At 71.1% G+C, this 23,340-nt stretch carries 20 protein-coding genes; 8 read left to right on the top strand and 12 right to left on the bottom strand.

The window, feature by feature from the left end:
- Positions 1–3: 3 nt before the first annotated feature.
- Both Phou_RS28780 and Phou_RS55070 read right to left on the bottom strand, forming a co-directional pair.
- Entirely contained in the window at positions 4–840 is an 837-nt protein-coding gene (locus Phou_RS28780; protein WP_308784575.1) for a branched-chain amino acid ABC transporter substrate-binding protein, read from the bottom strand.
- Complete coding sequence (locus Phou_RS55070; RefSeq protein ID WP_308784574.1) at positions 738–1,169, bottom strand: hypothetical protein; 432 nt, start codon at positions 1,167–1,169, stop codon at positions 738–740. Before Phou_RS55070 ends, Phou_RS28780 begins: the two co-directional genes overlap by 103 nt.
- A gap of 130 nt (positions 1,170–1,299) precedes the next feature.
- Between Phou_RS55070 and Phou_RS28775 the strand changes: the two genes are divergently transcribed.
- On the top strand, positions 1,300–2,313 hold the full coding sequence (locus tag Phou_RS28775; RefSeq protein ID WP_218579242.1) for an ArsR/SmtB family transcription factor: 1,014 nt from the start codon (positions 1,300–1,302) through the stop codon (positions 2,311–2,313).
- On the opposite strand, the gene Phou_RS54590 is transcribed toward Phou_RS28775, so the two are convergent.
- Entirely contained in the window at positions 2,267–2,395 is a 129-nt protein-coding gene (locus tag Phou_RS54590; protein ID WP_281365092.1) for a hypothetical protein, read from the bottom strand. The genes Phou_RS28775 and Phou_RS54590 overlap by 47 nt on opposite strands.
- 282 nt (positions 2,396–2,677) lie before the next feature.
- Here Phou_RS54590 and Phou_RS28765 point away from each other — a divergent pair, with 282 nt between their 5' ends.
- Complete coding sequence (locus tag Phou_RS28765) at positions 2,678–4,600, top strand: alpha/beta hydrolase family protein (protein ID WP_173061412.1); 1,923 nt, start codon at positions 2,678–2,680, stop codon at positions 4,598–4,600.
- Positions 4,601–4,718: 118 nt separating this feature from the next.
- Positions 4,719–7,421, top strand: coding sequence for a TIM barrel protein (locus Phou_RS28760; protein WP_178134982.1), 2,703 nt, complete (start codon positions 4,719–4,721; stop codon positions 7,419–7,421).
- On the opposite strand, the gene Phou_RS28755 is transcribed toward Phou_RS28760, so the two are convergent.
- The 4 genes from Phou_RS28755 to Phou_RS28740 form a co-directional block, all read right to left on the bottom strand.
- Entirely contained in the window at positions 7,410–8,264 is an 855-nt protein-coding gene (locus Phou_RS28755) for a shikimate dehydrogenase (RefSeq protein ID WP_173061408.1), read from the bottom strand. The two genes, Phou_RS28760 and Phou_RS28755, sit on opposite strands and share 12 nt — an antisense overlap.
- 81 nt (positions 8,265–8,345) lie before the next feature.
- Complete coding sequence (gene dctP, locus Phou_RS28750; RefSeq protein WP_173061405.1) at positions 8,346–9,380, bottom strand: TRAP transporter substrate-binding protein DctP; 1,035 nt, start codon at positions 9,378–9,380, stop codon at positions 8,346–8,348.
- A gap of 67 nt (positions 9,381–9,447) precedes the next feature.
- Positions 9,448–10,728, bottom strand: a complete 1,281-nt coding sequence (locus tag Phou_RS28745) for a TRAP transporter large permease (RefSeq protein ID WP_173061402.1) — start codon at positions 10,726–10,728, stop codon at positions 9,448–9,450.
- Positions 10,725–11,285, bottom strand: a complete 561-nt coding sequence (locus Phou_RS28740; RefSeq protein WP_173061399.1) for a TRAP transporter small permease — start codon at positions 11,283–11,285, stop codon at positions 10,725–10,727. The genes Phou_RS28745 and Phou_RS28740 overlap by 4 nt, the downstream gene beginning before the upstream one ends.
- Positions 11,286–11,597: 312 nt before the next feature.
- Here Phou_RS28740 and Phou_RS28735 point away from each other — a divergent pair, with 312 nt between their 5' ends.
- A complete protein-coding gene (locus Phou_RS28735; protein ID WP_246273921.1) occupies positions 11,598–12,401 on the top strand; it encodes an IclR family transcriptional regulator in 804 nt (267 codons plus the stop codon).
- Between the two features lie 145 nt (positions 12,402–12,546).
- Positions 12,547–13,227, top strand: coding sequence for a TetR/AcrR family transcriptional regulator (locus Phou_RS28730; RefSeq protein ID WP_173061396.1), 681 nt, complete (start codon positions 12,547–12,549; stop codon positions 13,225–13,227).
- Here Phou_RS28730 and Phou_RS28725 read toward each other — a convergent pair.
- The 5 genes from Phou_RS28725 to Phou_RS28705 all read right to left on the bottom strand — a co-directional run bounded on the left by Phou_RS28725 (position 13,189) and on the right by Phou_RS28705 (position 20,172).
- Positions 13,189–14,253, bottom strand: coding sequence for a Gfo/Idh/MocA family protein (locus tag Phou_RS28725; protein WP_173061393.1), 1,065 nt, complete (start codon positions 14,251–14,253; stop codon positions 13,189–13,191). The two genes, Phou_RS28730 and Phou_RS28725, sit on opposite strands and share 39 nt — an antisense overlap.
- Positions 14,250–14,690: a type II 3-dehydroquinate dehydratase gene (locus tag Phou_RS28720; RefSeq protein ID WP_173061390.1), complete on the bottom strand. Its 441-nt coding sequence runs from the start codon at positions 14,688–14,690 to the stop codon at positions 14,250–14,252. Before Phou_RS28720 ends, Phou_RS28725 begins: the two co-directional genes overlap by 4 nt.
- Before the next feature lie 10 nt (positions 14,691–14,700).
- Positions 14,701–16,824 carry an outer membrane protein assembly factor BamB family protein gene (locus tag Phou_RS28715; protein WP_218579241.1) on the bottom strand — a complete coding sequence of 708 codons (2,124 nt, stop codon included), beginning with the start codon at positions 16,822–16,824 and terminating at the stop codon, positions 14,701–14,703.
- A gap of 115 nt (positions 16,825–16,939) precedes the next feature.
- Positions 16,940–18,688 carry a thiamine pyrophosphate-binding protein gene (locus tag Phou_RS28710; protein WP_173061387.1) on the bottom strand — a complete coding sequence of 583 codons (1,749 nt, stop codon included), beginning with the start codon at positions 18,686–18,688 and terminating at the stop codon, positions 16,940–16,942.
- Positions 18,685–20,172 carry an aldehyde dehydrogenase family protein gene (locus Phou_RS28705; RefSeq protein ID WP_173061384.1) on the bottom strand — a complete coding sequence of 496 codons (1,488 nt, stop codon included), beginning with the start codon at positions 20,170–20,172 and terminating at the stop codon, positions 18,685–18,687. The genes Phou_RS28710 and Phou_RS28705 overlap by 4 nt, the downstream gene beginning before the upstream one ends.
- Before the next feature lie 136 nt (positions 20,173–20,308).
- Here Phou_RS28705 and Phou_RS28700 point away from each other — a divergent pair, with 136 nt between their 5' ends.
- From Phou_RS28700 to Phou_RS28690, 3 genes are read left to right on the top strand one after another with little or no spacing between them, the layout of a single operon-like run.
- Entirely contained in the window at positions 20,309–21,484 is a 1,176-nt protein-coding gene (locus tag Phou_RS28700; protein ID WP_173061381.1) for a CaiB/BaiF CoA transferase family protein, read from the top strand.
- Positions 21,481–22,287: a citryl-CoA lyase gene (locus tag Phou_RS28695; RefSeq protein WP_173061378.1), complete on the top strand. Its 807-nt coding sequence runs from the start codon at positions 21,481–21,483 to the stop codon at positions 22,285–22,287. The genes Phou_RS28700 and Phou_RS28695 overlap by 4 nt, the downstream gene beginning before the upstream one ends.
- Before the next feature lie 20 nt (positions 22,288–22,307).
- A complete protein-coding gene (locus tag Phou_RS28690; protein ID WP_173061375.1) occupies positions 22,308–23,288 on the top strand; it encodes a ThuA domain-containing protein in 981 nt (326 codons plus the stop codon).
- The last annotated feature ends 52 nt before the right edge of the window (positions 23,289–23,340 follow it).

Genomic DNA, 23,340 nt, shown 5'->3' with positions numbered 1-23,340 from the left:
CGGTCAGGCCTTCGCGATCTCCTGGTCCGGGACCAGCTTGCCCGCCCGCACCTTGAACGCCCAGATGACGACCTGGGTGGGGTCGAGCTCGCCGTTGCTCTCGAACTTGTAGGTCACGCCCGTGGCCGGGCCCGCCTTGTTGTACGCCTTGATCCAGGACAGCATGTCGGCGCGCGTCGCCTTACCGTCCTTCAACCCTTCGAGCACGATCTTCGTGAGGTCGTACGACACGTCCGCGTAGGTGCCCGGCTCCGCGTCGTCGAACGCGGCCTTGTAGTCGCTCACGAACGTCCCCTTCGCGGCCGTGGCCGGCGCGCAGGGGCAGGTGGTGATCGTGCCCTCGGCCACCGCCTGGCCCGCCACCGCGATGAAGTTGGCGTCCTTGACGCCGTCACCGGCGATCATCGTGCCGGTCCAGCCCGCGCCCTTGAGCTGCTTGAGCAGCAGGCCGGCCTCGGTGTAGTAGCCGCCGAAGAACAGCGCCGTCGCACCACTGTTCTTGACCTTCGTGACCACTGCCGAGAAGTTGGTCTGCTTGACCTGGACCCTGTCCTCGCCGATCGGTGTACCGATGACCTTCTTGACCTCGTCGACAAGGCCCGCGCCGTACGCCGACTGGTCGTCCACGACGTAGACCTTCTCGGCCTTCAGCACGTCCTTGATGTACCGGCCGGCTGCCGGACCCTGCGAGGTGTCGTTACCCACGCCGCGGTGGAAGACGCTCCAGCCCTTGGTGCTCAGGCTCGGGCGGGTCGCCGAGGGGGTGATGGTCGGCAGGTTGCCGGACTGGAAGATCGGGTCGGCGACCTCGGACTCACCCGAGAACGCCGGGCCGACCACCGCGATGACCTTCTGGTCGCCGACCGCCTGCGTGGCCAGGGCAGGGCCTTGGCCGGGTCACCCTGCGAGTCGAACTCGGCCAGCTCCGCGGTGCAGTCCGCGTTCTCCTTGTTGTACTGGTCGATGGCGAGCTTGGCGCCGTTGCGAATGTGGATGCCGAGGCCTGCCGCGTCACCGGTCAGCGGCCCGAAGAAGGCGATCTTCTGACCGCACGCCGCGTTGCCGCCCCCGTCTTCACCGTCGTCCTCGCCGGCCTGGCACGCCGCGCCACCGAAAACGAGCGCGGCGATGGCGATACCGCCGAACACCCGCGAGAGCTTCTGCCTCAAGGCTCGAACCTCCACCCCACCGCCGACTGCTTCCCGGGTTGTCGAGATGATGGTTGGTGGCCGGGTGCGATGCGTGCAAACCTTTCAAGTGCTGCTGAAACGTGGCATGGGCACGCGATGGGGGTGCGCGATGATGCGGCTTCGGTTCGACGTGGAAGACCTCGCCCGGACGGCGTTCGCGCTCCCGGGGCCGTACTGCGAGCTGGCCGTGAGCGCGCAGCTGCTGCAGCAGTCCGCCAGCCCGTTCCGGCGGCTGTGGCTGTCCCGACGGTCCGGCCTCGCGCCGTCGGCGCGGCAGCTGCTGGACATCGTGCCGCCGCACGGCAGCGTCCCGGAGTTCCTCTGCCCCGAGGCGACAAGCTGCCTGGACGAGGCGCTCGACCGCGTGCGGTCCACGCCTGCCGCGCGGATCCACGCCCAGCTCGCCGAGCTGCCGTGGCCGTCGCCGCCGTCGCCCTGGGTCCGCGAGCTGGCCCGCGGCGGCGCCGGCGCGCTGGCTGAGCTGAGCACTGTCATGCACGCCTACTACGACGACGTCATGGCACCGCTGTGGCCGAGCATCGAGCGTGCCGTCTCGGCCGAGCTCAGCCATCGGGCCTGGCAGGTCGCGAGCCAGGGCATTGCCGCGACGCTGAACACGCTCCATCCGCGGATCCGGTGGCAGGACGGTGTGCTCGAAGTCGACACACCGATCGACGGCGACGTCGAGCTCGCCGGGCGGGGACTGCGTCTGATGCCCTCGATCTGGACCCGGCCGGGCGTCGCGCTCGGCTGGACGCGACCCACCCTCTGCTACCCGCTGCCGTCGACGCTCTGGGACCGGCGGGGCATCCTGGGCGACGACGACCACGACGCGCTCGCCGACGTGCTGGGAGCCACCCGCACCAGGATCCTGCGCGCTCTGCTGACCGAGCACACCACCAGCGGCCTCGCGCGTTCGCTGGACATCAGCACCGCCTCCGCGTCCATGCACGCCGCCGCGCTGCGCGGCGCCGGCCTGGTGAGCAGCCGCCGCGACGGCCGCGCGGTGCGGCACGTCGTGACCGCACTCGGCCAGCGGCTGGCCACGGTCACTCAGTCAGAACCCGCGCCGCCTCTCACCGCCGCCGCACGCGCAGCACGCAGGTCAGCATCGGGAGGGTGAACTCGCCGTCCGCGGTCTCCGGCCTGCCGGCAAGGAACGCGCGGATCCGGCCCAGCGCGGCCTCCCGTTCGTCCTCGGGCATGACCAGCATCCCCGCCGTGGTCGCCAGCGTCGCGACGAGCGAGTCGGCGGTGCGCCGCTGCCCGTGCGGAAACTCAGCCTGCTCCGGCGAACCGAACCACGCGGCCCCGCCGCTCTTCGGCAGGTGCGCCCGCGCCGTCCCCCGACAGCGCCGAATGTTACGGGGGTATTGCCGGCCACCCTGGTCGAGACTATGGTCTGCCTAGCAGATCTCGTGGTCCATCTGACGGACCCACTTACCCGCCGGCCGAGCCGGCGTCAGCCCACCGGAAAGGTCTTCACCATGGCCTTGATCGATCGACGCCGCCTGCTTCGAGGGACCGCGGCGCTCGCCGCGACGACCACCCTGGGAACGCAGCTGGCCTCCCCCGCGGCCGCCAACGGGCACGGCTCCGGCCCGGGACCGCGCGACCTCGGTGACCCGCAGCCGCTCGACGGCCGCCCGTTTCCGGCCTACGACTACACGCGGGCCAACAAGCTGCCGCGCGAGATGAGCGGGTACTGGACGAAGTCGTTCGACGTCGGCGGCAAGCCGCGCACGGCGAAGGTCTACATCTCCCCGCAGACGCCGATCCGTTCCTACTACACGGTTGTCGCGGTACCCGACGGGGTGGACACGGCCGAGTTCCTGCGCCGGTCCTCCTGGGTGGACGTGGCGGACCGGCGCGAGGAAGGCCTCTTCGTCCTCGAACCGGGCGAGGGCGGCTGGGGCGACGCGCACACCGAGGCCGCATACGTCGAGGCGGCGATGGCCTTCTACCAGAGCAACCGCTACTTCTCCATCTTCGGCCTGCACTACCTCGTCGGCTACGGCGGTGGAGCGCCGGCGCTGGAAACGTGGGCGGTCGCGCACCCGCTGCGCGTGATCAGCCAGGTGTACGTCGACTCCCCTGGCCTGGATGCCGCGTACCTGAATACGTTCGCCGGCCGGGAGTTCGGCGGTGAGACGGACGCCGGCTACACCACGGTCGTGTTCCCGGACGGCTTCGATCTCATCCGGTACGACGAGACGGTGCTGCCGACCTGGTACATCCACCCGGATCCGCGGTCCATCGGCCCGAGCCTGTCCTACTGGAGGCGGGCCAACGACACAGGCGACGCCGCTTCCACCGACCGCACCCTCGGTACCGTCTTCAAGCAGCGACGCCGATCCGCGCGGTGGATGACCTCGCACGCCGGACCGATCGCCCAGGTCGCGGTGCAGCGGCGGCCGGTCGGCGGCTGGAGCGGACCGGACACCGGCGAGATCGTCGACTTCCTGACCTCGTACACCCGGTACGAGAACTTCTTCGCGTACGGAAACCAGCTCTTCGAACGCGCCGACTACGCCCGGCTGGGGATACAGGTCCGGACCATGGTGGTCGAAGGCTTCGTCCGGGAGTACCTGGTCCATGTCCCCCGGTCCGCCCGCCGCCGGTGGCGGGACGGCGCGCCGGTGGTCTTCGTGTGGCCCGGCAACAGCCAGACCGACAAGGTCTTCCTCGACGCCACCCAGTGGTGGAAGGTCGCGGAGCGGGAAGGCTTCATCCTCGTCGTCGTGTGCGAGCAGTACAGCAACACCTCGGTGTCGGTCAGCCACCGCGACTCGGTCGCCTTCTTCCGGCAGCTGCGGGACGTGATGCTCGACGAGTACCCGGTGGACCCGACCAGGTTCTACTCCACCGGGCAGTCCGCGGGCAGCCAGGTGTCGCAAAACTTCGCGATCGCGTTTCCGGAGTACTTCGCGGCGGTCGCCTCGACCTCCTTCACCGCGGCACCCAGCGCCGCGGGCACCATCACGATGGACGGCGTGCAGCATCCGGCCACCGGCCGCATGATCCCCAACTACCAGATCTACGGCTACGGCGACCTCGGCTTCCTCGCGGGCGGGCTGTGGGACGGCACGGACAACAGCCTCGACGCCTGGGCCCGCTACCACCTGAGCGCCAACGGCCTGCAGCTGTCCGATGTGGACGACGTGGACGGCGAGCGCGGCGGCTGGCACGACCGCTTCCAGACCTGGACGTGGCGCGACCGGGACACGGACGTTCCGGTGCTGAAGCTGACGAAGAACCTCTACCGCTCGCACAACACCATGCCCGAGGAGTCGCCGCTGCTGTGGGACTTTCTGCGCCACTACAGCCGCGAGGTCGACGGCGACGGAAACGTGACCCGCTACTACAGCGAGTCCGCGTTCCGGCGTCCTCGGGACCGGCGGCGGCTCTGACCGACGGGGGTATCAGCCAACGGCCACCGAGGTCCGCCAGACGGACCTGAAGGCTTCCATTGGCGGGCCTGTCGGCGTATAAGTAACTATCTAGTACGTTCACTCGCGGAGGTGTCCGATGGACTACCGGCTCTCCATCGCCACCGTCTGCCTGTCCGGCACGTTGGAGGACAAGCTGTCGGCCGCCGCCGCAGCGCGCTTCCAGGGCGTCGAGCTGTTCGCCAGCGACCTCGTCGCGTCGCCGTGGTCACCACGCCGGGTGCGCCAGGAGTGCGCCCGGCGCGGGCTGACGATCGACCTGTACCAGCCGTTCCGCGACTTCGAGGCGGTCGCGCCCGACGTCCTCGCGGCCAACCTCCGCCGGGCCGAGCGGACCTTCGACATCCTCGAGCAGTTGGGTGCCGGCACCCTGCTGGTCTGCTCCTCCGTCTCCCCCGACGCCGTCGACGACGACGACCTCGCCGCCGAGCAGCTGCACGCCCTGGCCGGCAAGGCCCAGGAGCGCGGCCTGCGGATCGCGTACGAGCCGCTCGCCTGGGGCCGGTTCGTGAACACCTACGCGCACGCGTGGCGGATCGTCCGGCGCGCCGACCACCCGGCCCTGGGCCTCTGCCTGGACAGCTTCCACGTGCTCTCGCGCCGCGACGACCCGGCGGCCATCAGGGTCATTCCCGGCGCCAAGGTGTTCCACCTGCAGCTCGCGGACGCCCCGCGACTGAACATGGACGTGGTCGAGTGGAGCCGCCACCACCGGCTGTTTCCCGGGCTCGGCTCGTTCGACCTCACCGGCTTCCTGGGCCACGTGCTGGCCACCGGGTACGACGGGCCGCTGTCGCTGGAGGTCTTCAACGACGTCTACCGGCAGGCCGACCCGCGCTACGCCGCGATCGACGGCATGCGTTCACTGCTGGCCCTGCTGGAGGCGGCCGGCGCGGGCGCCGCACCGGTCGCGCGGGAGCGGCTCAGGCTCGGCGGGCTGCCGCCGGCGCCGGCGCTCGGTGGACACGTCTTCACGGAGGTCGCGGTCGACGCCGTGTCCGGCCCGGTCGTGGCCCGCACGCTGACCGCGCTCGGCTTCGCGCACACCGGCCAGCACCGTTCCAAGCCGGTCCAGCTGTGGGAACAGGGCAAGGCCCGGCTCCTGCTCAACTACGCACCACAAAGGACGGTCACGCCGGGCACGGCGACGGTGTGCGCAATCGCGGTGGAGAGCGCGGACCCGCCCGCGTCGACCCGCCGGGCCGAGCGGCTGCTCGCCCCGGTGCTGCCGCGCCTCCGCCAGCCCGGCGAAGCCGAGCTCACCTCCGTCGCCGCGCCCGACGGCACCGCGGTCTTCCTGGTCCGCACCGGGGCGGAGAGCGAAAACTGGCTACAGGACTTCGACCCCACCGGCGACGTGGCCGAGGGTGCGGGCCGCCTGAGCGACACCGACCACGTCTCGCTGACCGACTCGGTCGACGACTTCGACGAGTCCACCCTCTTCTACCGGGCGGTGCTGGGCCTGCACGCCAGCCGGACCACCGAGATAGCCGCGCCCTTCGGGCTGATCCGCAGCCGGGCCACCGCCGACCCGAGCGGCCGGGTGCGGATCACGCTCAGCACGGCACCGCTGCGGCGCGGTGGCTGGGCGCCGGCCATCCCGAGCCCGCAACACGTCGCGTTCACCACGGACGACGCGATCGCCAGCGCCGAGGCGGTCCGCGCGCTCGGCGCCCCGGTGCTGAGGATTCCCGACAACTACTACGCCGACCTCGACGCCCGCCTGGATCTGCCGGGCGACCTCCTGGCGCGCCTGCGGGAGCACTCGATCCTCTACGACCGCGACGAGCACGGCGAGTACCTGCACTTCTACACCGAGATGCTCGGCTCCCGGGTCTTCTTCGCCGTGGTCCAGCGCGTCGAGGCGTACGCGGGGTACGGCGAGTCCAGCGCCCCGGTCCGGATGGCGGCGCACCGGGAGCGCCGGCTGATCGCCCTGCGGGACGGCCCGGCCCAGCGCGACGACAAGCGGCACGAGTACTCACTCGCCCACCTGACCGCCCTGAGCCTGTCGCCGCCGGAGCTTGTCGAGGCCGCGGCCGACGGCGGCTACCGGTACGTCGGGCTGCGGCTGACCCGGGTGACACCGCAGGAGCCGCACTATCCGCTGGCCACCGATCCGGCGCTGATGCGCGCGACGAAGGTACGCCTCGCCGCCACCGGCATCGAGGTACTGGACGTGGAGCTGGCCCGCATCAGCCCGGACGAGGACCCGAAGGACTTCGTGCGGTTTCTGGAGGCGGGCGCGGAGCTCGGCGCGCGCCACGTCATCACGCAGCTGCCCGATCCCGACCGCGCGCGCAAGACCGACCGGTTCGCGCGGCTGTGCGAGCTGGCCCGTCCGCTCGGCCTCACCGTCGACCTTGAGTTTCCATCGTGGACGGAGACACCGGACCTGCGCGAGGCGGTACGGGTGCTGCGCGGCGCCGACCAGCCCAACGCCGGCATCCTCGTCGACCTGCTGCACTTCGCCCGCTCCGGGTCCAGCGTGGCCGACCTTCGACAGCTGCCCGCCGACTGGTTCCACTTCGTGCACGTCTGCGACGCGCCGCCCGGGGTTCCCGCGACGAACGAGGGGCTCATCCACACCGCCCGGTTCGAGCGGCTGTTTCCGGGTGAGGGAGGCATCGACGTGCACGGCATCCTGGCGGCCCTGCCGCCCGGCCTGCCGTACGCGCTGGAGATCCCGCGCGCGACGCTTGTCGCGCAGGTGGGTGGGAAGGAGCACGCGCGGATGTCGATCGCGGCCGCGCGCGAGCACCTCGACAGGTCAACGACCTGAGCTCAGCAGCTCCGCCGAGTGGGCGCGCATCGCGTCGGCGTCCGCGGGCCGGCCGGTGAAGTACTCGAAAGCCACGGCCGCCTGGTAGGCGTTCATGCCGCCGCCGTGCAGCGTCGGTGCACCGACCGCGCGGGCGGCGCGCAGCAGGGCGGTGTCGAACGGCCGGTACACGATGTCGGCGACCCACAGGTCCTCGCGCAGCTGCGACTCCGGCACCGGTGAGCCGGGGTGGTGGGCCATCCCGATCGGCGTGGTGTTGACGACGCCGTCCGCCCGCGCCAGCACCGCGGCCAGCTCGTCCGGCGCACTGACGGTGACGCGGTCCGCGCCGAACTCCGCCGCCAGCGCGCGGGCCAGCCGCGCCGCCTTCGCGCGTTCGACGTCCACGATCGTGAGGTGCCGGACGCCGAGCGAGAGCAACGCGTGCGCCACCGCACTGCCGGCGCCGCCCGCACCGAGCTGCACCACGCCGTCCCGCCGCGCGTCGTGGAAGTCGCTGGCGAAGCTGCGCGCGAACCCGGGCGCGTCCGTGTTGTAGCCGCGGGTCACGCCGTCGTCGAACACGACGGTGTTGACCGCACCGAGCACCGCCGCCTCGCGGGACAGTTCGTCGAGGTGGCGCACGACGTCCTGCTTGAACGGATGCGTGACGTTCAGCCCCCGGTACCCGAGCGTGCGGGCCCAGCGCAGCAGCTGCGGAAGGTCGCCCGCGGCCAGGCCGTGCTCGGCGGAGTCGATGGTCGTGTAGTGCAGCCGGATCCCTTGCCGGTCGGCTTCCGCCTGGTGCAGCAGGGGTGCGTGCGATCGTTGGATGCCTTCACCGACCAGTCCGATCAGGACCATGAACACCTCTCCCGGTCGGGTCGTCGGGACGCCGTGCGGAAGGCCGGATGGGCCGGCCCTCCACACGGACGCTCGACAGGGTCAGGCGGAGGCCCGGACGCTCTTGTACAGCTCCAGGTCGGCGCCCTTGAAGTACGTGTTGAAGTACGCCTCGGCCTTGGTGATGAACGCCTGCCGGTCGACCTGGTCGATCTCCACCACCGTGCGACCGGACTCGCCGCGCCAGCCGCTGAGCACCTTCTCGGTCTCCTCGTCGACGCACTTGCGGTTTTCGGCGCGGATGTCGCGGACCGCCTTGAACAACGCGTCCTTCTGCGGCTGGCTCATCTTGTCCAGCGTCTTGTCGGACATGACGACGTAGTGCGTACCAACCTGGTGGTTGGTCAGGCTGGCGACCTTCAGGATCTCGTCGAACTTCTGCGCGTGCGTGGCCACGACCGGGTTTTCCTGGCCCTGTGCGACGCCCTGCTGCAACGCCAGGTAGAGCTCCTCCACCGCGATCGCGACCGCGTTGGCGCCAAGTGCCTTGGCGTTGGCCAGGAACTGGGGCGTGTTCGGGAATCGGATCTTCATACCGCCGAGGTCTTCGGGCTTGCGGATCGGTTTGGTCGCCGTGAAGGTGCGCATCCCGAAGTACCAGGCGTCCACGATTGTCGTGTCGGTCGCCGCGTTGAACTCCGTGAAGAACTGCTGGCCGTTCTGGTCGACCCATTTGAAGAAGTGGTCGACGTCGTTGAAGACGTACGCCGCGTCCAGCACGCCGATCTTCGGGAAGGCGGTGGACATCGCCGACCCGCCCTGCAGGTCGATGTCGATGTCGCCGACCTGCACGCTGGCGAAGCGTTCGGCGTCGGGGCCGAGCTGGCTGTTGGGGAACAGGTCCAGGGTGAGGTTGAGGTTCTGCCCCTCGACCCGCTCCTTGAGCAGCTTCATTCCACAGTAGAAGTTCGGCTGCGTCTCGGGCTGGGAGCTGCCGATCTTCAGGGTCAGGCGCGGGTTTTCACCGGCCTCGGTGGGTGCGTTGTCCTGTGTGGAGCAACCGGCGGCGAGGACGAGCGGCAACGTTGCGGCGACGAGGGCGGCGAGCCGGCGCCAGCCGGCGGAATGTGGGTACATCGGGACTCCCTGTCCTCTCAGGTTAGGGATGGCGTTGTTCCGCAGGGCTTTGGGGAAACCGGCGGGATCAGAACCCGAGCACGCCGGGAAGCCACAGTGAGATGGCCGGGAAGGCGGAGATGAGCGCGAGGACGGCGACGAGCGGGATCAGGAACGGAGTGACCCCGCGGAACACCTCTTCGACCGGCCGCCCCGTTACCGACGCGGTGACGAACAGGACGCTCCCGACGGGTGGCGTCAGCAGACCGATCATCAGGTTGATGATTATCACCACGCCGAAGTAGACCGGGTCGACACCGAGGTTGACGGCGATCGGCAGCAGCACCGGCACGGTCACGAGGATGGCGGCCGTCGCGTCGACCACCGTGCCGAGGATGAGCATGACGATGTTGACCATGAGCATGAAGACCCACGGCTCGTCCGACACCGCCGTCACCAGTTCGGCCACGTCCTGCGACACGTGGGCACGGGTCAGGATCAGGCCCAGCAGTGCGGCCGAACCAAGGATCAGGCCGATGCCGCCGGTGATGGCGGCCGTCTCGCGCAGGGACTGCAGCAGCACCCTGAGCGTCAGTGTGCGGTAGAGCAGGCCGAGCACGACCATCAGGAGCACCGCCACCGACGCCGCCTCGGTCGGCGTGAACGTGCCGGACAGGATGCCACCGAGCAGGATGATCGGGACGAAGGCGGGACCGATGGTGCCGATCGCCGCGCTGCGCAGCCGCCGGACGTCGAACGGCACCGAGGCGAGGTCCGGACGGCGAGCGGTCCATACGAACACGTACACGCAGAGGCCGACCGCCATGAGCAAGGCGGGGACGACCGATGCGGCGAAGAGCGCGCCGGTGGACACCGCGGCCGTCGCGGCGTAGATGACGGCCGGGATGCTCGGCGGCATGACCGGGCTGATCAGCGCCGACGACGCCGACAGGCCGGCCGCGAACCGGTACGGGTAGCCCGCCTTGACCATGTGCGGGACCTCGATTTTGCCCAGTCCCGCCACGTCGGCAAGCGCGGAGCCGCTCATCCACGAGAAGCCCACGGCGGTGCCGATGTTGACGTACGCCAGGTTGCCCCGCACCCGGGCGAGCGCCGCCAGGCAGAACTCGTAGAGCCGGTCGGCGACGCCGAGCCGGTTGGCCAGCACGCCGACGAGGATGAACAGCGGCACCGCCAGCAGCGGAAAGCTGTTGAGGCCGTCGAAGGTGGTCTTCAGCGCGAAGCCGCTGGAGTTTCCGTCGGCCAGCGTGTACCACAAGCTGGGGCCGATGAAGGCGAGCCCGACGGGGACCCGGGCGAGCAGCAGCAGCGTGATGACGACGCCGACCATCCAGAGCTCGAGGATCATCGTGTCTCCGCCGCGTCGAAGACGGGATCCGGCTGGTTGGCCAGGAAGATGCGCACGACCGCCCGCACGGTGCCGGAGAGGAAGCCGACGAGCGGAAACGCGTACAGCACCCAGACGGGGATGCCGAGCGCGGCGGTGCGCCGGTTGGGGTAGGCGAGGATCAGCTCGTAGGCCTCCCACGCGAACAGCGCACAGATCACCGCAGTGCACGCCGCGGAGACGGCCTTGACGACCACGAGGGCCCGGCCCTTGGCGATGTAGTCGACGATCTGGATGGTGATGTGGCCGTTGTTGCCGATCAGGTACCCGATCATGATGAACGTCAGGATGATCAGCGAGTAGCTCGCTATCTCCCCGACCTCCGGCCAGTTGAGGGCCGGCACGTACCTGCTGAGCACCTGCCACAGCACCGCGACGAGGATGGCGACGACGGCCGCGCAGGCGATCGCCATCTCCACCGCCGCCCAGGCGCGCAGGACCTTCGGCTCGCGCGGTTGGGGCACGAGCTCGGCGGCGTCCGCCGCGGCGCCGTGCTCCTCCAGCCGCTCGGCGGTCATCGACCGTCACTCCCCACACAGGACGGCCGCGCCGGCCAGCGCCGGCGCAGGACGGACGTCGTCACGATGGGCCTCGCTCTGAGGACCGCTTCTCGCACGGGCACCCCTTTCCGAGGTGGACCACTAGCCGGACCTATTGGGCCATCTAGTGGACTGCGTGCTAACGTACGGGCGCCCGCCGCTTCTGGCAAGACTCCGAGTCCGGACCGTTACGGATGTGTGAAACGGGAGGCCGCGTAGGGGAAACTCGGTGCTGCGTGATTCGATGGTTCGCCGGGCCAGGTCCACTACGTGGCGAGGAGAGTGGGGAGCGTGGAGGCGCCCATCAAGGGAGGTGCTCCGGCGGAGCAGCCGGCGGAGGCCGGTGACGCCCAGGGCGTGCGCAGCGTCCAGCGCGCCCTCGACATCCTCGCGCTGCTGACCGAGGATCGGCCGGCCATCACGGTCCGGGAGATCGTCGACGCGACCGGCCTGGCCAAGACGACGGTGCTGCGCATGGTCTCCACGCTGGAGCAGAGCGGCCTGCTCTGGGCCACCGCCGGTGGATACATGGCCGGGCCGGGACTCTGGCGGTGGGCACACCTCGTGCAACGCACCTGGGAGCTGCCGCCGGACACGCAGCGCAGCATGCGCGAGTTGGCCGCGCGCCAGCGCGAGACCGTCAACGTGTACGTCGCCCGCGACATCTACCGGGTCTGCATCGCCCAGCAGGAAGGGCCGCAGCCGCTGCGCCACGTCGTGCACGTCGGCGACGAGCTGCCGATGTGGGCCGGCGCGTCGGCGAAGGTCCTGCTGCGCGACGCCAGCCCGGCCCTGCTGGAGCGCATCGCCCGAAGCTCCCCCTACGGCCCGAAGCACGTCCGGCGGCTGCGGGAGTGGATCGACGAGGCGGCGGTGCGCGGGTACGCCGAGAGCCACGGCGAGCGGGAGGACGGGCTGTCCGCGGTCGCCGCCCCGATTCTGGGTGGCTCCGGACAGGTCATCGCCGCGCTCGGACTGAGCGGGCCGACCATCCGCTTCACCGAAAACCGGGTCGCCGACTTCGCCGCCGACCTCAAGCAGATGGCGCAGCAGATGTCCGAACGGGGCTTCGCCCATCCGTTCGGCGCCGGCTGACGCAGCTATCTTCGCCGCACACACGGTCAGTCACCTCGCGACCGTTGTTATACGAACTGGTACGTTAGTTAGTCACTCGGTGGTGCGAAAGTCAAGAGCCGTGGCAAGCTCGGTGCCGCCGCACCCTGTCGACATCGGAGGACTGATGGCCGGTACGCAGGTCACGGAACCCGCCGGGCGGGTTCGGGACAGCGCGCGCACCCGCGCCGAGATCCTCGACGTCGCCACGGAGCAGTTCGCCGCACACGGCTACCACGGCTCGCGCGTGGACGAGATCGCCGCACTGACCCGCACCACGAAGCGGATGATCTACTACCACTTCGGCGGCAAGAAGCAGCTCTACATCGCCGTGCTCGAGCGGGCCTATGCCCGGATCCGGGCGGCCGAGCGCGAGGTCAGCGTGGACAACCTCGACCCGGTCACGGCGCTGCGGCGGGTCGCGGAGGTCACGTTCGACCATCATGGCGCCCACCCGGAGTTCATCCGGCTGGTCTCGATCGAAAACATCCACAACGCCGAACACGTCAAGGAGCTCGTCAAGCTCGTCGACCTCAGCGGCCCGGTCATCTCCATGTTGGACGGCATCCTGCGCCGCGGTCGCGCCGAGGCACTGTTCCGCACCGATGTGGACGCCGTCGACGTGCACATGATGATCAGCGCGTTCTGCGTCTTCCACGTGGCGAACCGGCACACGTTCGGCGCGATCTTCGGTCGTGACCTGCTGGATCCCGCACGCCGCGGCCACTACCGGACCATGTGCGGCGACATGGTCGAGCGGTACCTGTCCCTAGCCGCCGGTGAGGTCGACGGCCGCGCCGGTGCGTGACGACCGGTAGACCGCCTCGACGATCTCCAGCGACCTGACCGCGTCGTGCCCGGTCACGGCCGGTTCCCGGTCGTGACGGACGGCGTCGACGAAGTCCTCGACCTGGCGGGCGTGGTAGGGCACGAGGTGCTCGTGGATCCGCGCCAGCGGCAGGTCCGGCGAACCCGCCCGCACCCGGCCGGTCTGCGACACCTCGTCGCCGGGCACCGTCGAGATGTCGGTGAAGCCGACGCCTTCCGGAAACTCCATCACGCTCGCCGTGCGGCCGCGCGCGTCGCTCACCCAGACCTGCGCGCCGAGCCCGGGCCGGAACGTCGTGCCAGCCTGGATGGTGGCGATCGCGCCGGAGGCGAACTCGACGACCGCCGCCGCGGTGTCCTCGACCTCGATGAGCCCGCCGTGGACCAGCGTGGCGCAGCGACCGGTGACGCGGCGGGCCGGGCCCATAAACCACTGCAGCAGGTCGACGTGATGGATCGCCTGCGTCATCAGGACCCCACCGCCTTCGGTGTCGAGGCGGCCGCGCCACGGCTCGGCGTAGTACTCCGCGTCGCGGTTGAACCGGGCGAGCACGCCGCCGCAGATGGGCGTGCCGAGCCGCCCGTCGTCGATCGCCCGCCGCACGCCCAGCGCCGCCGGCCAGAAGCGGCGCTGGAACAGCACGCCGAACCGGACACCGGCCGCCGCCGTCGCGGCGGTCATCCGGCGGGCCTGCGCGACGGTGAGGGCGACCGGCTTCTCGCACAGCACGTGGGTGCGGTGCCGCGCCGCGGCCAGCACGCCGTCCTCGTGGGCGCCGTGCGGGGTGCAGATGGTGACGGCGTCCAACCCGGACGCGAGCAGCTCGTCCGCGCCCGGGTAGACCCGCGCGACGCCGTGCGCGGCCGCGAAGGTCCGCGCCCGACCGGCGTCCACATCGGCCACCGCGACGACCTGGACGCCGGCCACGGCGCGCAGCGCGGCCACGTGACTTCTCGCGATCTTGCCGCAGCCCACGATGCCGACCCGCAGCGGCGGTCCGGTCACCCCGGCTCGCCTTTGAGGCTGAGCATCGCGAGCTCGTACACGTCCGGGCCGAAGCCGGCCAGGAACCCGCCGGCCGCCCGCGCGGTCAGCGGCTCCTGGTGGTAGGTCGCCTCGCGGCTGAAGACGTTTGTGAGATGGACCTCCACGACCGGCTGGTCGAGCATCCGGAGGGCGTCGAGCAGGGCGACCGACCTGGTCGAAAGCCCGGCCGGGTTGATGATGACAAGGGCGCCCTCGTCGTACGCCTGATGCACCCAGTCCAGCAGCTGGCCCTCGGTGTTGGACTGGCCGAAGAACAGGTCGAAGCCCAGCTCGACGGCGAGTGCGCGGCACCGTTTCTCGATCTCGGCGAGCGTGACCGTGCCGTACAGGTGCGGCTCGCGGCGACCGAGCATGTTGAGGTTGGGTCCATTGAGGATGAACAAGCGGCGTGCCACGGTCGGCCTCCTAGTAGACCTCGACCTTGCCGGTCGACCGAGGGCTGGCCGGGTCGTTGAAGAAGTACTCGCCGGTGCGGGTGAACGTGTACCGGAAGGACTCGCCCGGGGCCAGCCGCGCCTCGAAAAGACCCTCGAAGAACTGGGTCACGCCGCGCTCGCCGGCGTTGCCGGGATGGTTGGTGAACGTCACGGTCGTGCCGGCCGGGACCCTCAGGTGCGTGGGCGCCATGCCGGCGACGGCGAACGACTCGGTGGCGCCGATCTGCCCGGTCGCGGCGTTGTACGTGCGGCCGATCACCACGGTGTCGGCCACCGCGGCTCCCTCGACCGGGCCGCCGGAGACCGGCCGGCGGATCACCGGGGGTGGCGGGGTCGGCGCCGGGCCCACGGAACCGTCGATCTCGAACGCCCAGAGGAAGTCGCCGCGCGGCGCGGAGTTGCCGTACGGGATGCTGGTGCCCCCGGCGTAGACCGCGAGGTACTCCTTGCCGCCGGCGCGGTACATGATCGGGCTGGAGCTGATCGCCGCGCCGGTCTGGAAGCGCCACAGCTCGCGGCTCGTGCGGGCGTCCATGGCCAGCAGGTTGCCGTCCGGCTGGCCGATGAACATCAGGTCGGTCCCGGTGGTGAGGATGCCGTTGCCGTGTGCCAGCGAGTACGGCATGCGCCGCTTCCACCGCACCCGGTTGGTGCTCACGTCGACGGCGACGATGCCGCCGGTCTGGTACTCCCCCGGCGGCCGCAGGCCGTTGCTGCTCTCGGTGAGCGAGTGGGCGGCCGCGACATATCCGAAGCCGGTGTACACCAGCCCGGTGCGGTGGCTGAAGGACATGTGCGACCAGTCCGCGCCGCCGCCGTGGCCGGGAATCGACAGGATCGGCACGTCCCAGTGCGGGTCGTACAACGCGCCCCGCACGTAGTTGGGCACGGCCCGGTTGGGGTCGCCCGGCACCGAGGTGCCCAGCGGCTGGTCGACGACGTGGTGCTCGGTCCAGCCGCCCTGCACCGGAAACGGTTGGGTCGGCCAGGTCTTCTGGCGCGGCTCCTGCGGCACCGGTCGCTCCACGACGCCGAGCGGGGCGGTGCCGTCGGTCCGGTCGAGGACGAAGAACATGCCCGACTTGCTGCCGTAGACGACCACCTTGCGCCGCCGGCCCTTGATCCTGACGTCGGCCAGGACCGGCGCCATGACGTTGTCCATGTCCCAGATGTCGTGGTGCACCGACTGGAAATGCCAGCGGTACGCACCCGTGCGCATGTCGAGCGCGACGAGCGAGTTCGCGAAAAGGTTCTGCCCGCCGCGGGCCGAACCGTCCTGTGAGGAGTTGTTCCCGCGGGCGTTGCCGAAGGTCCAGTACGTCAGTCCCAGCTCCGGGTCGACGGCGGGGTGGATCCACGGCGTGGCGCCGCCGTCCATCCAGGACTCGCCCTCCCACGTGTCGTTGCCGAACTCGCCCGGCCCGGGCGTGCCCCAGAAGTGCCAGAGCAGGTCGCCGTTGCGGGCGTCGAGCGCCAGCGCGGCGCCGCGGGGGCCGTCGTTGGTGCCGCAGAACAGCAGGCCGTCGTGGTAGACGACGGCGACCTTCTCGATGTTGCCGTAGCCGTTGACCTGACGCTCCCAGGCGACCTGGCCGGTTTCCTGGTCGAGCGCGATGACGTAGTTCTCGTTGGACTTGGTGAACACGTAGCCGCCGCCGACGGCCACCCCGCGCCGGGTCAGGCTGCCGCGGACCTGCTCGTACCGCCATTTGGTCTGCCCGGTGACACCGTCCACCGCGATGACGTTGCCCAGTGCCGACTCGATGTAGAGCACACCGTCGACGGCCACCGCGGTGCTCTGGCTGTTGCCCTGGGTGAGCCCGCCCTCGATGCGGTTGACCCAGGCGCCGCGCAGGCGGCGCACGTTTCCGGGATGGATGCGCCGCAGCGAGGTGTAGTTCTGGTTGCCCAGGTTGCCGCCGACCTTGGGAAAGTCCTGGTCGCCCGGGGTGTCGAAGCGGGCCAGGTCGGCGGCGCCGGTGCCGCGCCCGGCCGCGCCGGCCGCCGGCGGGGCGACGGTGGGTACGGCTGCCGCGGCGACGGCCACCGCCGCGGCGCCCTTGAGCACGTTTCTGCGGTCGATCTGTGTCATGGGTTCGCCTCTTCCTGGCCGTGGCGCCGCGGTCCGGACGCGCGCGGGCGCCCGGGACGGCGCGATGCCGTCACGGTTGTGGTCGGTCGCCGGATCCGGGTCCAGCGCCCGGGGATCAGTCGAAGATGCCCTGGTAGATGTCCTTGATGTTCCAGTGACCGGGGGTGGGTACGGGTTCGTTGACCATCGGTACGTCCAGCACCGCCGGCCGGCGGGCCGCGACCGCAGCGCGCAGCGCCTCGCCGAACGAGTCGGCACTGTCCACTGTGTAGCCGTCCGCCCCGCAGGCGCGGCCATAGGCGGCGAAGTCGGGGCTGTACGGCGAGCCGTCCGGGGTGACGAAGTCGCAGCCGTAGCTGTGTCCGAAGCTCGCGGACTGCAGGTCGGAGATGGTGCCGTGGGAGCGGTTGTTCATCACGACGAAGATCACCGGTGCGCCCTGCTCGACCGCCATCGGTACCGCCGGCAGCTGCGCGCCCATCCCGCCGTCGCCGATCAGCGCGACAACGGTGCGGTCGGGTTGCGCGATCTGCACGCCGACCGCGGCGGCCGGGCCGAAGCCCATCGTCGAGGCGCCGCCCGGGGTGATGAAGCGGCCCTCGTCGGGCAGCTCGTAGCACTGGGCGACGCCGTTCTTGTTCCACCCGACGTCGGTGACGAGGATCGCGTCGGGCGGGATGGCGGCCCGCAGGTCGGTCAGGATCCGCTCGGGTCGCAGCGGAAAGCGCTGGCTGGTGCCGCGCTCCCGGCTCTCGGTGAACAGTGTCCCGCGGGCCGCGGTGATGCTCTCGCGCAGTCCGGGCCGGCTGCTGGGCGTGGCCTGCCGGTCGCGTACCGCCGCGTCGATCGCCTGGACCGCGTCGGCGACGTCCGCGACGGCACCGACGGTGACCGGGAAGTTGCGACCGATCTCGGCCGGGTCGATGTCGATCTGGATGAGCTCGCCGGGCGGAAACTGCCAGGTGTACCGGCGGTCCCAGGAGCTGGCGTCGGTCTCGGCGAAGCGGGTGGCCAGCGCGAGGACGACGTCGGCCTCCCGGGTGTACCGGTTGGTCAGCTCAAGGCCCCAGAAGCCCGGCATGCCCAGCAGCAGTGGGTGGCTGTCGGGAAGCGTGCCCTTGGCCATCAGCGAGTGCGCCACCGGGATGTCGAGGTGCTCGACCAGCGACCGCAACGCGTCGAGCCCGGGACCGCGGCGCAGCCCGCCACCCAGGTACACCAGCGGGCGCCGCGCGCTCACCAGCAGGTCGGCGATCCGGCCGGCGACCTCGGCGCGCAGGCCCGGCCGCTCCGGCGTGGCGAGCGGGAAGCCGGCGGCGGCGTCCCGCGGTACCGGTCGGGAGAACAGGTCCATCGGCACGCTGAGCAGCACGGCGCCGGGCCGCCCGGCGGTCGCGGTCCAGAACGCACGCTCGGTGAACCGGGCCAGGTCGGCGGCGCGGTGCACCTGCCAGGCCCGCTTCACGAACGGCCGGTAGATGGCCGACTGGTCCCCGTCGGCGTGCAGGTTCACCTCCTGGTGCGGGTGCCGCCCCCGGTAGTACGAGGGGATGTCGCCGGCGATCGCCACCAGCGGTACCGAGTCCAGGGCCGCGGTCATGACGCCGGTGACCGCGTTGGTCATGCCGGGCCCGACGTGCAGCAGCACCACGCCGGGCTTGCCGGTGGCGCGGGCGTACCCGTCGGCGGCGTGCGCCGCGGCCTGCTCGTGGCGGGCGATGACAAACCTGATCGTGCTGCGTCCCATCGCGTCGAGCAGGGCGATGTTGGTGTGCCCGCAGGTGCCGAAGACGTACTCGACGCCGTACGACTCGAGCTGGGCGACCATCGCCTCGGCCGCCGTCACCGTGTCGTCGGGGCTCATCGGGTGCCTTCCTGGTCGCCGAACAGGGACATGCCGCGCAGCATGAGCGTCTTGACGACGGTGTAGTCGTCGATCATCCAGCGGGGCGACTCGCGGCCGAAGCCCGAGTCCTTGACGCCGCCGAACGGGACGTGGTCGAGCCGGAAGTTGGACGACCCGTTGACGACCAGGCCGCCGACCTCCAGCTCCCGCCAGGCCGTGACGACCCGCCGGACGTCGTAGGTGAACAGGCCCGCCTGCAGGCCGTAGCGGCTGTCGTTGCAGGTGGTCAGCACACCCTGGAAGTCGTCGTAGGGCAGGACGCTGACCGCCGCGCCGAACACCTCGTCGCGGACCAGGCGCGCCTGCGCCGGCGGAGAGGCGACGACTGTGGGCGTCACCGTCGCGCCGTCGCGCTGGCCGCCGGTGGTGACCCTCGCCCCGGCCGCGACCGCCTCGTCCACCCACATCACGACGCGCTCGGCCGCGTCGTCGTCGACCATCGAACCGACGTCGGTGGCCGGGTCGAGCGGGTCGCCGACCGCCAGCCGCTCCACCTCGCCGGTGAAGGCGTCGAGAAACTCCTCGTAGCGGTCGCGGTGTACGTAGACCCGCTGCACCGAGATGCAGCTCTGGCCGGAGTTGCTGTAGCCGGTGCGGGCGCAGATCCGCGCGGCGGCGCCGACGTCCGCGTCCTCGCACACGATGGTGGCGGCGTTGCCGCCGAGCTCCATGACCAGGCGCTTGGCGCCGGCCGCGCGGGCGACGGCCGCGCCGGTGGCCACGCTGCCGGTAAAGCTGATCACGCCGACCTCCGGGGCGGCGCACAGCTCGGCGCCCACGCGCCCGTCGCCGTGCAGCAGCTGGACCGCCTCCGCCGGCATGCCGGCATCGAGCAGAAGCGCCACGACCCCGGCCGACGAGGCCGGTCCCTGCGGTGGCGGCTTGACGATCGTGGTGTTGCCGGCGGCGAACGCGGCCGCGAGCTTGTGTGCGAGCAGGTTGGCCGGGGCGTTGAACGGCGTGATCGCGAGCGCCACGCCGACCGGAGCGCGGTGGGTGAAGGCGGTGTTGCCCACGCCGCGAGCCCAGCCGGCCACCGGCAGCACCTCGCCACCGATCCGCCGGGCCTCCGCCGCGCAGACCGCGAACGTGTCGGCGACCCGGTCGATCTCGCCCAGGCCGTCCTTGAGCGGCTTGCCCAGCTCCAGCGCCAGCAGGCGGGCGAGCTCTTCGCGCCGCTCGAGGGCGGTGGCCGCCGCCCGCTCCAGCACGCCGGCCCGCGCCGCCGGCGACATCCGGGCCACCGCCTTGGCGCCACCCCGCGCGTACGCCAGCGCGGCGCGCACGTCGCCGCCGTCCGCCTGCCGTGCGGTGCTGACGGCGCGGCGTGCCCACGGCCCGATCCGCTCGGCGCGCGTGCCGCCGGCCAGCCATTCGCCGGCCACGAGGCAGCCGACCTCGACGACGTCGGTCGGCGCGGTCCGGATGAGGTTGTCGAGCATCACCGCTCCTTCGCCTGAACCGCCAGCGGCACTCGAACCACTGCGTGGTACTCCTGGACCGTTGTGCGGACTACGTGTAACGTACGGGCGGCGAGGCCACCTGGCAATAGCCGGTGCCGAACCCGAGGGGCGACGCATGGACGACCGACCGTTGCGCGGCGTACGGGTCCTGGATCTGACGAACGTGCTGGCCGGGCCGTACTGCAGCTATCACCTGATGCTCCTCGGCGCCGAGGTCGTCAAGGTCGAACGACCCGGCCAGGGCGACCTCGCCCGCCACCTCGGTCCCGAGCCGGCACTCAACCAGGCCGGTGTCGGCGCGTCCTTCCTCGCCCAGAACGCCGGGAAGAAGTCGGTCGAGCTGGACCTCAAGGAGCCGACGGACCGGGCCGCCTTCGAACGGCTGCTGGACGGCGCCGACGTGCTGCTGGAAAACTTCCGCGCGGGCGTGCTGGCCCGCATCGGCTACGACTGGGACACGCTGCACCGCCTCAACCCGCGCCTCGTCTACTGCGCGATCTCCGGCTTCGGCCAGGCCGGGCCGATGAGCCAGGCCCCGGCGTACGACCAGATCATCCAAGGGCTCTCCGGGATGATGAGCATCACCGGGACTCCCGAGACCGCACCGCTTCGCGTTGGATTCCCGGTGTGCGACACGGTCGGCGGGCTGGTCGCCGCGATGTCGATCTGCGCGGCCCTGGCCGGCCGGGCGCACACCGGCGTGGGCGTCCACCTTGATGTGTCCATGTTGGAGGCTTCGCTGTCCGCGATGGGCTGGGCCACGTCGAACTATCTGGTCAGCGGCGTACCACCGGAGCCGATGGGCGACCAGAACGCGACCGCCGCACCGTCGGGCACCTTCGACGCCGCTGACGGTCCGCTCAACATCGCGGCCAACCGGCAGGAGCAGTTTGAGGTCCTGTGCCGGCTCATCGGCCGGGACGACCTGGTCACCGACGACCGCTTCGCCGATCGCGAGGCCCGCAAGGCCAACCGGGCCGCGCTGAACCAGGAGATCAACGCGGCCCTGCAACGCCGCCCGGCGCTGGAATGGGAGCGGCTGCTGTCCGGCGCCGGCGTGCCGGCGGCGCGGATCCTCACCGTCGCGCAGACCGTCGAGCTCGACCAGCTGCGCGAGCGCGGCTTCTTCACCGACCTCCCGTTTCCCGGCAACCCCGGGCGGCGGCTGCGGGTCAGCGGAAACGGCGTACACCTCAACGGCTCCCCCTTACGGCCGACGGCGCCACCGCCGCTGCTGGGCGAGCACAACGTCGAACTGTCCACCGGCGCCAACGAGGTGATCGCCCAGTGAACGACGACAGGGACGCGCCGACGGTACGGGACGTGTCGGACTGGTGGTCCACCGCGATCTCCCGGGTCGAGCCCGACGTGATCGAGCTGCGCGGCCATCCCATCCAGGAGCTGATCGGCAGCACCAGCTTCGTCGCCGTCATCTGGCTGCTGCTGCGCGGGCAGCTGCCGACCCCGGGTCAGGAGCGGCTCCTCGAGGCGGCCCTGGTGTCCTCTGTGGACCACGGACCGCACGCGCCGTCGATCGCCGTCGCCCGCATCGCGGCCACCTGCGGCATCGGCCTGAACAACGCCGTCGCCAGCGCGGTCAACACCCTTGGCGACGTGCATGGCGGCGCCGGTGAGCAGTGCCTGCACCTGCTCGGCGAGGTCGCCACCCGCGCCGGGGCGGGAGAGAGCGTCGAAAGCGCGGCGTCGTCCGTCGTCGGGCGCTGGCGGGCGCGCTCCCGCTACCTGCCCGGGTACGGGCACCGCTTCCACACCGTGGACCCCCGCCGCGAGCCGCTGCTGCGCCGGGTCCAGGAGGCGGTCGACGACGGCGTCGTCACAGGTGCGTACCTGCGCGCGGCGGAGGCCGTCGAGGGCGAGCTGGCCCGCGGGCGGTCGCGCCCCGTACCGATCAATGTGGACGGTTGCACGGCGGTCGTCTACGGCGAGCTGGGATTCGCCCCGCCGCTGGCCCGAGGGCTCTTCGTCCTGAGCCGCAGCGTCGGGATCCTCGCGCACGCCTGGGAGGAGACCGGCCAGGGCCGCCGCAACAAGGGTCCCATGCCCCCATCCATCCCACCGACATTCCTCAGCTGATCGCCACAAGGAGTACCCCCATGCCCTTGAGACGCAACACGGTCCTCAGCGCCGCGTTCGGCGCCGCCCTGGCCGCGACGGTCATGCTGCTGACCACGTCGATACCCAGCGCCGCGGAAAAGCCCGCACAGCAGCCGAAGGACAGCGGCGCGCAGAGCCTCGGCAACCCGGACTACGGTGTCTGCCGCGGCACCGACCCGGACTGCTACCACGACTGGGGCAACTTCGACCCGGCGACCGACGGATACCGCGTGCTTGTCTACAGCCGCACCGCCGGCCCGCGCCACGCCCACCTCGGCCCCGCCCTGCCGGCCGGCCTCAACCCCCCGCTGACCCCCGCCCACGCCGCACAGAACGCGCTGGTCAGGCTCGGCGCCGAGCACGGCTTCGCCGTGGACTGGACCGAGGACGTCACCCAGCTCTCCTCGCCCGCGCGGCTGTTCCGCTACAACGCGGTCATCTTCATGAGCACCACCCGCGACACCCTGGACGACCCGGCACAGACTGCCCTGCGCCAGTACATCCGCGGCGGGGGTGGCTTCGTCGGCATCCACAACGCGTTCGGCACCGAGTACAACTGGGAGTGGTACGAAGGGCTGCTCGGCGGCGCCAACTACTACGACCACGGGCGCAACCAGCCCGGCACCGTCGTCACGATGAGCCGCCGCGGCGCTTCGACCGCCGGGTTGCCGGCCCGCTGGGACTTCGCCGACGAGTGGTACAACCTCGTGCCGTTTCCCAGCCGGGTCCGGATCCTCGCCAACGTCGACGAGTCCACGCTGCCGGAGGGTCCGACCGGCGGCAGCGGCCACCCCGGCCACGGCCGCAACCACCCGGTGTCCTGGTGCCAGTACTACGACGGCGGCCGTTCCTGGGTCACGACCCTCGGGCACGCGGTCGAGGCGTGGACCGACACCCCGATGACCGGCGACGAGCACTTCCTGCGCCACGTGCTCGGCGGGATCGAGTCGGCCATGGGACGCGCTCCGTTCTGCCGATGACCGCCGTCGCCTGAACGCCCAACACGGGTGCCGCGCCGTCCTCGACGCGGCA

It is taken from the genome of Phytohabitans houttuyneae, assembly GCF_011764425.1.
In the GTDB taxonomy this organism is placed as follows: domain Bacteria; phylum Actinomycetota; class Actinomycetes; order Mycobacteriales; family Micromonosporaceae; genus Phytohabitans; species Phytohabitans houttuyneae.
This window is presented reverse-complemented; position numbering and strand designations above follow the sequence as displayed.